The sequence below is a fragment of the Streptomyces sp. NPDC059695 genome, from assembly GCF_042733785.1.
In the GTDB taxonomy this organism is placed as follows: Bacteria; Actinomycetota; Actinomycetes; order Streptomycetales; family Streptomycetaceae; genus Streptomyces.
Genome location: NZ_JBHWFF010000008.1, coordinates 75280 through 89147, shown reverse-complemented (window position 1 = coordinate 89147; position 13868 = coordinate 75280). Strand labels below are relative to the sequence as shown.

Sequence of the window (13868 nt, the reverse complement as noted above, 5' to 3'; positions counted from 1 at the left end):
GTCCGCCGTCGAAACGGCCCCGGCCGCCCGGGCGCAGACGGTCCACCCTCGGAGCGGCCCCGGCCGCCCGGCAGCGGCGGGCCGGCCGTCAGAACGGGCCGGCCGTAAGAGCGGGGCCGGCCGTCAGAACGCGCCGGCCGTCAGAGCGGCGCCTCCCACACCACCGTCGTCCCGCCGCCGCCCTCGGCCAGACCCGGGCCGCACCAGCTCGCGCCGCCCAGCGACTCGGCCCGCCGCGCCAGGTTGCGCAGACCGCTGCGCCGCCCGCCCGGCGGGATGCCGACGCCGTCGTCGGCGACGGAGAGGCGCACCCCGGCGGAGCCGTCGGGCAGGGTGACGCCGGCGTCGACGACCACCTCGATGCGGCTCGCCTCCGCGTGCCGGAACGCGTTGGAGAGCGCCTCGCGGAGCGCGGCGATCAGGTTCTTGCCGGTGAGTTCGCCGACCGTCGAGTCGATCGCGCCGAGGAAGCGGTGCGCCGGCTTGAAGCCGAGCGGCACGGCCGCCATGTTGATCTCCCGCAGGACGCGGGTGCGCAGCCCCGACGGGGCCTCGGCGGGCCCCTGCTGGAGCGCGAAGATCGCCGTACGGATCTCCTGGATGGTCACGTCCAGCTCGTCCACGGCCTTGCCCACGCCGTCGCGCACGGCCGGCACGATCGACTTCCGCTGGGCGCTCTCCAGCATCATGCCGGTGGCGAAGAGCCGCTGGATCACCAGGTCGTGCAGGTCGCGGGCGATCCGGTCGCGGTCCTCGTAGACCGCGAGGCGCTCCCGGTCGCGCTGCGCGTCGGCCATCATCAGCGCGAGGGCCGCCTGGGAGGCGAACTGGGTGGCGAGCGTCCGCTCCGCCTCCGTGAACTGACGGGCGCCCCGCAGCCGGGGGGTGGCGAGAGCACCGAGCACCCGGCCGCCGCTCTGCAGCGGAAGGATCATGCTCGGCCCGTACGAGGCCGTCAGCCGGGTGACCATGCGCGGGTCCGTCGAGGCGTCGGCGACGAAGACCGCGTCGCCGTCCAGGAGCTCCTTCACGACGGCGCTCTCCGGCGGGATCACCACACCCAGCGCCTTCGTGGGCCGGGGCGAGGAGACGGCGACGATCTCCAGACCGCCCTCCTCGGCGGGAAGCAGCACGATCCCGGCGTCCGCGTCGGCAAGCCGGCGGGCCTGCTCGGCGACGACCGTGAGGGCGTCGTCCGCGTCGCCGCCGGAGAGCAGGGCGGTGGTGACGGCGACCGAGCCGTCGATCCACCGCTCGCGCTGCCGGGCCGCCTCGTACAGCCGGGCGTTGCCGATGGCGATGCCGGCCTCGGTGGCGAGGACCCGGACCATGTGCACGTCGTAGTCGTTGAAGTCGCCTCCGCCGTGCTTCTCGGCGAGGTAGAGGTTGCCGAAGATCTCTCCCTGGACCCGGATGGGGACGCCGAGGAAGGTCCGCATCGGCGGGTGTCCGGGCGGGAAGCCCGCCGCGCGCGGGTCGGTGGACAGATCGGCGAGGTGGATGGTCTCCGGGTCGCGGATCAGCGCACCGAGCAGTCCCGCGTGGCCGTCGGGGCGACGGCCGATCCGGCGGGCCGTCTCCTCGTCGACGCCGAAGGTGACGAAGTCGGAGAGTCCCTCGCCCTCGTCGTCGACGACGCCGATCGCGGCGTAACGGGCGTCGGCGAGCTCGGCGGCGGTCTCACAGATCCGGTCGAGGGTGGAGTGGAGTTCGAGCCCGGTGCCGACCGAGCGCATCGCCTCCAGGAGTTGCGGCACTCGGGCGGTGAGCTCCGTGGACAGCCCCTGGAGGCTGCGGGTGGCCTGGGTGGCGGCTTCCAGGGGGTCCGAGGCGTCGGACGCGGCGGCGGTCATGGGCTTGAGCCTAGTAAGTCCTATTTGGCGAGAAAAGTCGGCCGCTCTCTCCCGGTCACCGCGCCGTGGCGAGCAGATCGGTCTCCCGCTCCTGCTCCAGCATCCTGCGCAGCGGGCCGTCCGCCGCCGCGAGCTCGGCGTACGGGCCGCGCTGCACGGTCCGGCCCTCGTCGAGGACCACCACCTCGTCGACGGCGTCGAGTCCGTGCAGCCGGTGGGTGATGAGGACGGTGGTGCGGCCCTCGGTGGCCCGGAGCAGATCGTCGGTGAGCGCGTCGGCGGTGGCGAGGTCCAGGTGCTCGGCGGGCTCGTCCAGGACGAGGACCGGGAAGTCGGCGAGCAGCGCCCGGGCGAGCGCGAGACGCTGCCGCTGGCCGCCGGAGAGCCGGGAGCCGTGCTCGCCGACCAGCGTGTCGAGTCCGGCGGGCAGGCCGTCGACCCAGTCGAGCAGCCGGGCCCGGCGCAGCGCCTCGCGCAGCTCCTCGTCGTCCGCCCCGACCTTGGCGAGCCGCAGGTTCTCGCGGACGGAGCTGTCGAAGAGGTGGGCGTCCTGGGCGCAGAGCCCGACGAACCGCCGGACCGCGTCGCCGTCGAGCTCCCACGCGGGCACGCCGCCGAGCACGTACGTGCCGTGCTCCACGTCCAGGAACCGGAGCAGCACCTGGGCGAGCGTGGTCTTGCCCGAGCCGGAGGCGCCGACGACCGCGACGCGCCGCCCGGCCTCCAGCGTGAGGGCGAAGCCGTCGAGCGCGAGCCGCTCCTGACCGGCGTGCCGGGCCGACAGTCCGGCCAGCTCCAGCGGGAACGGGCTCGCCGGGGGAGCGGCGGGCGTCTCCGGCTCCTGTACGGGGACGGGGGCGTCCAGCACCTCGAAGACCCGCTCGGCGCTGCGCCTGACGCGCTGCCGGTACTGGACGGCGAGCGGAAGTCCGGTGACGGCCTCGAAGGCGGCGAGCGGCGTGAGGACGACCACCGCGAGGGCCACCCCGTCGAGCCGTCCGTCCCGCACGCCCTGGACGCCGACGAACGCGGCGGCCACGACCGTCAGACCGCAGACCACGGCCGAGAGTCCGGCCCCGAGCGCGGCGGCGGCGGCCTGCCGGGAGGCGATGGAGGTGAGCGTCCGGTCGGCCTCCCGTGCCCGTTCGATCCTGCCCCGGAGCGCCCCGGCCACGGTCAGTTCGGCGCAGCCGCGCAGCAGATCGGCCACGGCGGTCGCCAGGGTGCCGCGCGCGGGGGCGAGCCGGCGCTCGGCCCGGCGGGCGAGGGCGCCGCCGGCCGCCGGGACGGCGATCCCCGCGACCAGCAGGCCCACGGCGAGGACGGCACCGGCCTCGGGCAGCAGCCAGGCGGTGAACCCGGCCGAGGCGACGCCCACGAGGAGCGCCGCTCCCACCGGGAGCAGCCAGCGCAGCCAGTAGTCCTGGAGCGCGTCGACGTCCTGGACGAGCCGCGCGAGGAGGTCGCCGCGCCGGGCGCGGCGCAGTCCGGCCGGAGCGATCCGCTCCAGGCGCCGGTAGACGGAGACCCGCAGGTCGGCGAGCATCCGCAGGACGGCGTCGTGGGAGACGAGCCGCTCGGCGTACCGGAAGACGGCCCGGCCGATGCCGAAGGCGCGCGTGGCGGTGACGGCCATCATCAGATAGAGGACGGGAGGCTGTTCGGAGGCACGGGAGATGAGCCAGCCGGACACGGCCATCAGCCCGACGGCGGACCCGAGGGCGAGGCTTCCGAGCAGCAGCGCGAGCGCCATCCGCCCCTTGAGCTCCCCGGCCATGCTCCGGACCCGTCCGAGCGGCGTCGCCGAGGCCGTGGGCGTCCGCTCGTCGCCCGCGGCGACGGGCACGGGCGGGGCCTGCGGCGCGAGGGCGGGGCCCGGCCCGCCGAGCGCCGTGCCGGCCTCCGCCGCGTCCCCGCCCGCCGCGGCGCCGCCCAGCGCCACCACCCGGTCCGCGACCGCGAGCAGCGCCGGCCGGTGCACGACGAGGAGCACCGTCCGCCCCGCCGCGAGGCGGCGGACCGCCTCGACGATCCCGGCCTCCGTCTCGCCGTCGAGCGCCGCCGTCGGCTCGTCGAGCAGCAGCAGCGGCCGGTCGGCCAGGAACGCCCGGGCGAGCGCGAGCCGTTGCCGCTGCCCCGCCGAGAGCCCCGTGCCGTCCTCGCCGAGGACGGTGTCGAGCCCCTGCGGCAGCTCCGCGACGAACCCGTCCGCCCCGGCGTCCCGCAGCGCGTTGCGTACCGCCCCGTCGGTGGCGTCCGGGCGCGCGAGCCGTACGTTCTCGGCGACCGTCCCCGCGAAGAGGTACGGGCGCTGCGGCACCCAGGCGATCCGGGACCGCCACTCCTCCAGGTCGAGCGTCGCCAGGTCGGCACCCCCGACCCGTACGGAACCGCCGGCGTCAGGGACCGCGAAGCCGAGGACGACGTCGAGCAGCGTCGACTTCCCGACCCCGCTCGGCCCGACCAGGGCCACCGTCTCGCCCGGCTCGACCGTCAGCGCCGCCGCGTCGAGCGAGGGCTCGGTGCGCCCCGCGTGCCGTACGGTCACGCCGTCGAGCTCCAGCCGTACGGACTCCGGGACGGCCGCGGTGCCACCGTCCCGCACCGGCTCCTGGAGGACCTCGAAGATCTCCTCCGCCGCCGCGAGGCCCTCCGCCGCCGCGTGGTACTGCGCCCCCACCTGCCGCAGCGGAAGGTAGGCCTCGGGCGCCAGGATCAGGATGACGAGACCGGTGTACAGGTCGAGTTCGCCGTGGACGAGCCGCATGCCGATGGTCACGGCGACGAGCGCGACCGACAGGGTCGCGAGGAGCTCCAGGGCGAAGGAGGAGATGAAGGCGATCCGCAGCGTGCGCATCGTCGCCTGGCGGTACTCCGAGGTGATCGCACGGATCGACTCGGCCTGGGCCTTGGCCCGGCCGAAGATCTTGAGCGTGGGAAGGCCGGCCACCACGTCCAGGAAGTGACCGGAGAGCCGCGAGAGCAGCTTCCACTGGCGGTCCATCCGGGCCTGGGTGTACCAGCCGATGAGGATCATGAAGACCGGGATGAGCGGCAGCGTGACGACGATGATCGCCGCCGAGACCCAGTCCTCGGTGACGATCCGGGCCAGGACCGCCACCGGCACCACCACCGCGAGGCCCAGCTGCGGCAGGTAGCGGGCGAAGTAGTCGTCGAGGGCGTCCACGCCCCGCGTGGCGAGGGCGATCAGCGAACCGGCCTTCTGGCCGCTCAGCCATCCCGGTCCGAGGGCGGCCGCGCGGCCGAGGAGCCGGCCGCGCAGCTCGGACTTGACCGCCGCGCTCGCCCGGTGGGCGGCGAGCTCGGTCAGCCACGAGACCAGCCCCCGCGCCACCGCGACTCCGGCGAGCAGCAGCAGGGGCGTGGTCAGGTCGGCGGCCGACTGGGCCTTCTGGAAGGCACCCACCACGATCTCGGCGATGAGCATCGCCTGAGCGATGACCAGCGCCGCACCGACGAGGCCGAGGGCGACCACCGCGGTCAGGAAGAGACGGGTGGCCCTCGCGTACCGGAGCAGACGCGGATCGATCGGTTTCACGTGAAACATGCCCCTCGGAGGAGAGTCGGCTGCCGCTGCCGGTCAGTGGGCGTCGGCGATGTGCTGCGTACCGATGCGCTTGCGGAACACCCAGTAGGTCCAGCTCTGGTAGAGCAGCACCAGCGGGGTCGCGATCGCCGCGCACCAGGTCATGATCTTGAGCGTGTACGGGCTCGACGACGCGTTCGTCACGGTGAGGCTCCACTCCGGGTTGAGCGAAGAGGGCATGACGTCCGGGAAGAGCGCGAGGAAGAGCATCGCGACGGCCGCCGCGATGGTGACGCCCGACAGCGCGAACGACCACCCCTCGCGCCCGGCGCTGATGGCCACGATGGCACCGACCAGCGCCACCACGGCGACCAGCATCGCCGCGAGGCTCCAGCTGTCACCCGTGTCGACCTGCGTCCAGATCAGGAAGCCCAGGGCGAGCACCGCCGTGACCAGACCGAGCTTGAGCGCGAGCGCCCGCGCCCGGGTCCGGATGTCCCCGACCGTCTTGAGCGAGGCGAAGACCGCGCCGTGGAAGGTGAAGAGGGTGAGCGTGACCAGGCCGCCGAGCAGCGCGTACGGGTTGAGCAGGTCCCAGAAGCTGCCGACGAACTCCATGTCCGCGTCGATCTTCACGCCCCGGACGATGTTGCCGAAGGCCACGCCCCAGAGGAACGCGGGGATCAGCGAGGTCCAGAAGATGGCCTGCTCCCAGTTGCGCTGCCAGTTCTCCTCGGGCCGCTTCACCCGGTACTCGAAGGCGACGCCCCGGATGATCAGACAGACCAGGATGATCAGCAGCGGCAGGTAGAAGCCGGAGAACAGCGTCGCGTACCACTCGGGGAACGCGGCGAAGGTCGCTCCGCCGGCGGTGAGCAGCCACACCTCGTTGCCGTCCCAGACGGGTCCGATGGTGTTGATGAGGACCCGCTTCTCGACCCGGTCGCGGGCGAGCAGCTTGGTCAGGACGCCGACCCCGAAGTCGAACCCTTCGAGGAAGAAGTAGCCGATCCAGAGGACGGCGATGAGTACGAACCAGACGTCGTGGAGTTCCATGCCTCGTTCTCCTGAGCCTCAGTACGAGAAGGCCATGGGGCGGTCGGGGTCACGAGAGTCCCCGCCGATCTTGGTGGGCGGGTTGAGGTCGTCCTCGGTGAGCTCCGGCGGGCCCGCCTTGACGTACTTGACGAGGAGCTTGACCTCGATCACGGCGAGGACGGCGTAGAGCGCGGTGAAGACGATCATCGAGGTGAGCACTTCGCCCGTGGTGGTGCCGGGGGAGACCGCGTCACGGGTGCGCAGCACGCCGTAGACGACCCAGGGCTGACGGCCCATCTCGGTGAAGATCCAGCCCCAGGAGTTGGCGATCAGCGGGAACGCCATCGTCCAGAGGGCGACGATCCAGTACCACCTGCCCCAGCGCGGGCTGAGCGCCTTGCGCTTGAACAGGACCAGATTCGGCACCTCGTCCTCACCGGTCCTGAGCCCCGGCGCCAGCATGAACTTCTTCCGGGTCAGCCAGAGACCCAGCATGCCGATGCCCAGCGAGGCCATGCCGAAGCCGATCATCCAGCGGAAGCCCCAGTAGGCGACGGGGATGTTGGGCCGGTAGTCGCCGGGCCCGAACTTCTCCTGCTCGGCCTTGTTCACGTCGTTGATGCCCGGGACGTAGGAGCTGAAGTCGTCGTTCGCGAGGAAGGACAGCAGGCCCGGGATCTCTATGGCGACCGTGTTGTGGCCCTTCTCGACGTCGCCGTAGGCGAAGACGGAGAAGGGTGCGGGCGCCTGGCCGTCCCAGAGCGCCTCGGCGGCGGCCATCTTCATCGGCTGCTGCTTGAACATGACCTTGCCGAGCAGGTCGCCGCTGATGGCGGTGCCGAGGCCGGCGATGATCAGGGTGACCAGGCCGAGCCGCAGCGAGGTCCGCATGATCGGGATGTGCTTCTTGCGCGCCAGGTGGAACGCGGAGATGCCCACCATGAACGCTCCGCCGACCAGGAACGCCGCCGTGATCGTGTGGAAGAACTGGGTCAGCGCGGTGTTCTGGGTGAGCACGAGCCAGAAGTCGGTGAGCTCGGCCCGGCCGCGCTCCTCGTTGATCCGGTAGCCCACGGGGTGCTGCATCCAGGAGTTGGCCGCCAGGATGAAGTACGCGGAGAGGATGGTGCCGATCGACACCATCCAGATGCAGGCGAGGTGGATCTTCTTCGGCAGCTTGTCCCAGCCGAAGATCCACAGACCGATGAAGGTCGACTCGAAGAAGAAGGCGATGAGCGCCTCGAAGGCGAGCGGAGCACCGAAGATGTCGCCGACGAACCGGGAGTAGTCGGACCAGTTCATACCGAACTGGAACTCCTGGACGATCCCGGTGACCACGCCCATGGCGATGTTGATCAGGAAGAGCTTGCCCCAGAACTTCGTCGCCCTGAGGTACTTCTCCTTCTCCGTCCGCACCCAGGCGGTCTGGAGACCCGCGGTGAGCGCGGCGAGGGAGATCGTCAGGGGGACGAACAGGAAGTGGTAGACGGTCGTGATGCCGAACTGCCAGCGCGCCAGAGTCTCTGGCGCCAGAGCGAGGTCCACTGCGTTTTCTCCTTACATCGCCGTGGTCACATCGGCAGTTTGCCCTGTTAATCCCACAAATTACGGGAGGAAACAGGACACGCTTGTGAACGCGTTCACATTCACAAGCATTATGGCTCATACGAAATCCGTACTGTCAGTCGGGGGGTACCCCTACCGAAGGCCACCTCTTCCCAGGGCCTTCAACATATTGTTGAATCCGGGGCATGACCCTTCGGATACGCATCATCTGGCCGGCCGGACACACCACGGCCACCCTTGAGGAGACCCCCACGAGCACGGCGCTCGCGGGAGCCCTCCCGATCTCCTCCACCGCCCGCACCTGGGGCGAGGAGGTCTACTTCGACACTCCGGTCTCCGTCCCCGTCGAGGACGGCGCGCGCCAGGTCGTGGAGCCCGGCACGGTGGCGTTCTGGACGGACGGCGACGCGCTCGCCCTCCCCTACGGCCCCACGCCGATCTCCCGGGGCGACGAGTGCCGGCTCGCGAGCCCCTGCAACCTGCTCGGCACGCTCGACGGAGACCCGCGGATCCTGGCGGGCGTCAGGGACGGCGACCCGATCCGCGTGGAACGGATCGCCGGCTGACCGGCCGCCGCCGATCAGGCACCGCCGCCCGAGCGGCCAGTCCGGCCCGAGGTGCCAGGCCGGCCCGAGCGGTCAGCCCGGCCCGAGCGGCCGGTCCGACCCGAGCGGTCTCCCGCCCGATCGACGGATCCAGCCTGATCCGCGGCTTCTGATCAGGCCTTGCGGAAGCCCTCCGCCGCCTTCAGGAACAGGTCGTTCGCCTCGGTCTCACCGATCGTGACGCGCACGCCCTCGCCCGCGAACGGCCGCACCATCACGCCGTGCCGCTCGCACTCCGCCGCGAAGTCCATGGTCCGCTCGCCGAGCCGCAGCCAGACGAAGTTCGCCTGGGTGTCCGGCACGGTCCAGCCCTGGGCCACGAGCCCCGCATGGACCCGGTCGCGCTCGGCCACCAACGAGCCGACCCGACCGAGCAGTTCGTCCTCGGCCCGCAGCGAGGCCACCGCCGCGTCCTGCGCCAGCTGGCTCACGCCGAACGGCACCGCCGTCTTGCGCAGCGCCGCGGCCACCGGCTCGTGGGCGACCGCGAAGCCGACCCGCAGGCCCGCCAGCCCGTACGCCTTGGAGAAGGTGCGGAGCACGGCCACGTTCGGCCGGTCGCGGTAGAGCTCGATGCCGTCCGGGATCTCGGTGTCGCGCACGAACTCCCGGTACGCCTCGTCGAGCACGACCAGGACGTCGGAGGGCACCCGGTCCAGGAAGCGCTCCAGCTCCGCCCGGCGCACCGCGGTGCCCGTGGGGTTGTTGGGGTTGCAGACGAAGATCAGCCGGGTACGGTCGGTGATCGCCTCGGCCATCGCGTCGAGGTCGTGCACCTCGCCCTCGGTCAGCGGCACCTGGACCGAGGTGGCCCCGCTGATCTGCGTGATGATCGGGTACGCCTCGAAGGAGCGCCAGGCGTAGATCACCTCGTCGCCCGGGCCGGAGGTGGCCTGGAGCAGCGACTGCGCGACACCGACCGAGCCGGTGCCGGTGGCCAGGTGGGAGACGGGCACGCCGAAGCGGTCCGCCAGCTCCTCGGTCAGGCCGGTGCAGGCCATGTCGGGGTAGCGGTTGAAGTTCGCGGCGGCGGCCAGCGTGGTCTCCATGACCCCGGGCAGCGGCGGGTAGGGGTTCTCGTTGGAGGACAGCTTGAAGGCCACGGGACCGCCCGCGGCGGCCGGCCTGCCCGGCTTGTAGGTGGGGACGCCGTCCAGCTCGGCGCGCAGCTTGGGGCTGCCGGTGCTCGTCCCGCTGGTCTCGCTCACAGTGTGGCCTCCTCGACCGTCCGTACCGCCAATACTCCTCACCTTAAGAGGATTCGCCTCCGCTGCGAATGGGCTGTGGACAACAGGAGGGACACGCTGTGGATACGGCCCCGCTCCCGCCCCAGGAGAGGGGGAGCGCGCGCTCGGGTGGCGCGCGCTGGTGGCGGGCGCCGTGGCGCGCATCCCCCGTAGAGGTGAGTTGAGACCTCTTCGAGACCTCGCCCCCTCGCCAGGCCTACACCGCCCGACAGGCACAGATCGCACGCGATGAGCCCTAACTACCTTTGAATACTTGGCTCTTGACCCGTTTCGATCATGCAGAAACGTGCCTGTCAACGCCTGCATATGCGACCGTCCCGACCGCCCTTCATCGCCCTACTATCGGCTCGCCATGACAGCAGCAGGGAAGCACCAGGTGAGCCGGGCACAGACCCGGGGAAGCCGGCAGGGCCGGGCAGGCATCCGGGACGTGGCCGCCGCCGCCGGGGTCTCCATCACGACTGTCTCCGACGCGCTCAACGGCAAGGGCCGACTCCCGGACGCCACCCGCCGCCACGTCCGCGAGGTCGCCGACAGGCTGGGCTACCGCCCATCCGCGGCGGCCCGCACGCTCCGCACCGGCAAGTCGGGACTCATCGGCCTGACCGTGACCACGTACGGGGATGAACCTTTCACCTTCACCGAATTCGCGTACTTCGCGGAGATGGCCAGAGCAGCCACATCGGCGGCACTCGCCCGGGGCTACGCCCTGGTCATCCTCCCCGCCACATCCCGCCATGACGTCTGGTCGAACGTCGCCCTCGACGGCACCGTCGTCATCGACCCCTCCGACCACGACCCCGTCGTGACCGAACTGGTCCGCCAGGGCCTGCCCGTCGTCTCGGACGGACGCCCCGCCGGCACCCTCCCGGTCACCGCCTGGGTCGACAACGACCACGAAGCCGCCGTCCTCGACCTGCTCGACCACCTCGCCGACGCCGGCGCCCGCCGCATCGGCCTCCTCACCGGAACCACCACCGACACCTACACCCGCCTGTCGACCACCGCGTACCTCAACTGGTGCGAACGCGTCGGCCAGGACCCCGTCTACGAGGCCTACCCGGCGCACGACCCGTGCGCGGGCGCCGTCGCGGCCGACCGGCTGCTCGCCCGCCCCGACCGCCCCGACGCCGTGTACGGCCTCTTCGACCCCAACGGAACCGACCTCCTCGCCGCCGCCCGCCGCTACGGACTGCGCGTCCCCGACGACCTGCTCCTGGTCTGCTGCAGCGAATCCACCGTCTACGCCACCACCGAACCCCCGATCACCACGCTCTCGCTCAAGCCGCGCCGGATCGGCACGGCCGTCGTCCAGCTCCTCATCGACGCCATCGAGGGAATCGACGCCGACGGCCCGGTCGAGCGGGTGATACCGACCGAACTGATCGTCCGCACCTCCTCGCAGCGGCGTTCACCGCGCACCACGGTCAGCCCGCCGCGCTCGCCCGCGAAGGACTGACCGCACGGGCTGCGGCGCCCGAACCCGCCGTCCTCCGGACCGCCGTCCCCGCCCCTGCCCGTGGGCGGGGACGGCGAAACCGGACACCACACCGGCCTCAACCCTGGACTGGACCTTCTCAATTCGGGCGAAACAACCGGTGAACCCGGAGTGGACCCGGATTCACCACCCCTGGTGCGTCACACAGGAGGACGCTCATTCCTATGATGGGCGGACGACATCGCGGACCACCCCGACCAGGCCGGTCCGCGATGTGCAGGGCATCGCGACGGTGGTGGAGGGGTCGATGACTCAGGGGGCCGGTCAGGAGCCCGTGGTGCGCACGGCGACATTGCGTGACTTCCGCGTACCGCCGTACGCCCGCGTGCCCGTGCAGGGCCATGCCGCCGAGCCGCCCTCCGCGGAGGAACCGCGGACGGCGCCGGCCGCCGAGCGCCTTCCCTCCGAGCACCCGCCGCACAGGACGCCCGCGCCCGCCGGAACGGTGCTCGCGCCCGCCGGACGCCAGGCCCCGGCCGAGCACCCGGCCGTCGCCGAGCACCCGGTGTCCGCCACGCGCCTGCCCCCGGTCGCCCCCTCGCCGGTCGAGGCCGTCCGGGTGCCGGCCCCGCCGGCCGAGCCCCTCCCGCCCGCGGCCGCACCGGCACCGCAGGCCCCCGCCTCCGCACCGGAGCCGCAGGCCCCCGCGCCCATGCCCGCCGATCCGACCCTCCACCTCGGTCACCGTCTCGCCCCGGCGTTCACCGCCCCGGCCGGCTCCTCCATCGTCTCCGTCGCCACCGGCCACCCCGGCAACGCCTTCCCCGAGGGCGGGGCGCCCGAGGGGTACACCCCGACGGAGCGCGACCTCCCGGTCATCAACCGCGGCGACACCGTCCAGGTCCCGGTCACCCCCGAGCCGGCCCCCGCGCCCGAGCCCGCGAACGGCGACGGACCCGGCCCCCTCTACGTCGTCGGCGACGTCCACGGGTACCTCGACGAGCTCATCGCCGCCCTGCGCGCGCAGGGCCTCATCGACGCGAACGGCGGCTGGGCCGCGGGCAACGCCCGGCTCTGGTTCCTGGGCGACTTCACCGACCGGGGCCCCGACGGCATCGGCGTCATCGACCTCGTCATGCGGCTCTCCGCCGAGGCCGCGGCCGCCGGCGGCTACTGCAAGGCCCTCATGGGCAACCACGAGCTGCTGCTCATCGGCGCCAAGCGCTTCGGCGACACGCCCGTCAACTCCGGCGCGGGCACCGCCACCTTCCAGGCCGCCTGGCTGCTCAACGGCGGCCAGAAGCACGACATGGACCGCCTCCAGGACGTCCACCTCCAGTGGATGTCCCGGCTGGACGCCGTGGTGCGCGAGGACGACCACCTCCTGGTGCACTCCGACACCACCGCCTACCTCGAATACGGCCAGACCATCGAGGACGTCAACGACACGGTCCACGAGATCCTCAACCGGAACGACGCCGACGAGGTCTGGGACGTCTTCCGGAAGTTCACCAAGCGCTTCGCGTTCCGCGACGACGGCGGCCCGCAGGCCGTCCAGGAGCTGCTCTCCACCTACGGCGGCAGCCGGATCGTGCACGGCCACAGCCCCATCCCCTACCTCCTCGGCCAGGTCGGCACGGAGGACGGCGAGGACAGCGCGGGCCCGGTCGTCGACGGACCGCACGTGTACGCCGACGGTCTGGCGATCGCCATGGACGGCGGAGTGACCATGGCCGGAAAGCTACTGGTCGTCCAACTCCCGCTGAACGGCTGACGCATAACCCTGCGCATCCGGGGAAGGCGATTTCCGGAAACACCCTGTCAGGCCGTGGTGTCACCGCAATACCATCGGGTCATCCGTAGCAGGCTCTCCTCCGTTTCCGCCCAACCCACCGTTTCCCACGGCTGATCAGGGCCTACGGAGCATCGGGGGATGCACATGAACGTGGCTCCGCACCTGCTGACCGAGGATCGCGCCGAGTACGAGCGGGTCCTCGACGAAGCACTGAGCACCGCCCACGCACGTCCTGATCTCGCCGGGGTCGGCACCCGGCTCACGGTCGCGCAGCTGCGCGCCATGACCCTGAACGCGACCGCGCTCGTCACCTCCGCCGCGGCGAGCGAGTACGACCACTTCGTGAAGGTCCGCGAGCAGAGCCGGGCCCCCGCCGCGCCCCGCACACCCCTGGCGGACCCCGGGGCGGGAGCCGGGGTCGTCGCCATCGTCACCGTGATGGTGCCCGTCCTCGCGGGCACCGCCGCGGCGATATTCCTGCTGGTCGGGGCGGTCCTGCACGCCGTCGCCCCCACGGTGGTGTTCGGCGGGACGCTGCTGACGGCGGGCCTCGTCTTCGCCGCGCTCGCCGCCGCCGGGCTGCTCAGCGCGGGCGCCGGACTGCTCCTGACCGCCCTGCGCAACAGCCCGGCCGCGGCGGACGGGACCGCCACGGCCGACGACGAACTCTCCCGCGCCCGCGAGGCCTGGCGCCGCGCCCTCCTGGAGCGCGGCATCCTCCCCTTCCTCCGTGACGCCCTCGCCGCGACCGAACGACCGGACACGACGAGCCCCTGAGG

General features: G+C 72.2%; 9 protein-coding genes. 4 read left to right on the top strand and 5 right to left on the bottom strand.

The annotated features are described in order from the left end of the window. Positions 1–140: 140 nt before the first annotated feature. Genes ACFV2S_RS12450 through ACFV2S_RS12435 form a run of 4 tightly spaced genes read right to left on the bottom strand, consistent with a single transcriptional unit; the run spans position 141 to position 7983 of the window. Positions 141–1853, bottom strand: a complete 1713-nt coding sequence (locus tag ACFV2S_RS12450) for a GAF domain-containing sensor histidine kinase (protein ID WP_385556910.1) — start codon at positions 1851–1853, stop codon at positions 141–143. A 55-nt stretch (positions 1854–1908) separates the two neighbouring features. Then, a complete protein-coding gene (cydD, locus tag ACFV2S_RS12445) occupies positions 1909–5412 on the bottom strand; it encodes a thiol reductant ABC exporter subunit CydD (protein ID WP_385556907.1) in 3504 nt (1167 codons plus the stop codon). A 42-nt stretch (positions 5413–5454) separates the two neighbouring features. Beyond that, positions 5455–6456, bottom strand: a complete 1002-nt coding sequence (gene cydB / locus ACFV2S_RS12440; RefSeq protein WP_385556904.1) for a cytochrome d ubiquinol oxidase subunit II — start codon at positions 6454–6456, stop codon at positions 5455–5457. Positions 6457–6474: 18 nt separating this feature from the next. Then, positions 6475–7983, bottom strand: a complete 1509-nt coding sequence (locus ACFV2S_RS12435) for a cytochrome ubiquinol oxidase subunit I (RefSeq protein WP_385556901.1) — start codon at positions 7981–7983, stop codon at positions 6475–6477. Positions 7984–8189: 206 nt separating this feature from the next. Between ACFV2S_RS12435 and ACFV2S_RS12430 the strand changes: the two genes are divergently transcribed. Next, positions 8190–8570 carry a cyclophilin-like fold protein gene (locus ACFV2S_RS12430; RefSeq protein WP_385556900.1) on the top strand — a complete coding sequence of 127 codons (381 nt, stop codon included), beginning with the start codon at positions 8190–8192 and terminating at the stop codon, positions 8568–8570. Positions 8571–8722: 152 nt separating this feature from the next. Here ACFV2S_RS12430 and hisC read toward each other — a convergent pair whose 3' ends face one another. After that, positions 8723–9817, bottom strand: a complete 1095-nt coding sequence (gene hisC, locus ACFV2S_RS12425; RefSeq protein WP_383785661.1) for a histidinol-phosphate transaminase — start codon at positions 9815–9817, stop codon at positions 8723–8725. A gap of 391 nt (positions 9818–10208) precedes the next feature. On the opposite strand from hisC, the gene ACFV2S_RS12420 reads away from it, so the two are divergent. From ACFV2S_RS12420 to ACFV2S_RS12410, 3 genes are all read left to right on the top strand, one after another. Continuing rightward, entirely contained in the window at positions 10209–11315 is a 1107-nt protein-coding gene (locus ACFV2S_RS12420) for a LacI family DNA-binding transcriptional regulator (protein ID WP_383785659.1), read from the top strand. Between the two features lie 286 nt (positions 11316–11601). Further along, positions 11602–13068, top strand: coding sequence for a metallophosphoesterase (locus ACFV2S_RS12415; RefSeq protein WP_385556896.1), 1467 nt, complete (start codon positions 11602–11604; stop codon positions 13066–13068). 159 nt (positions 13069–13227) lie between these two features. Further along, positions 13228–13866 (top strand): hypothetical protein, encoded by a 639-nt coding sequence (locus tag ACFV2S_RS12410; RefSeq protein ID WP_385556893.1) that lies wholly within the window; start codon positions 13228–13230, stop codon positions 13864–13866. The last annotated feature ends 2 nt before the right edge of the window (positions 13867–13868 follow it).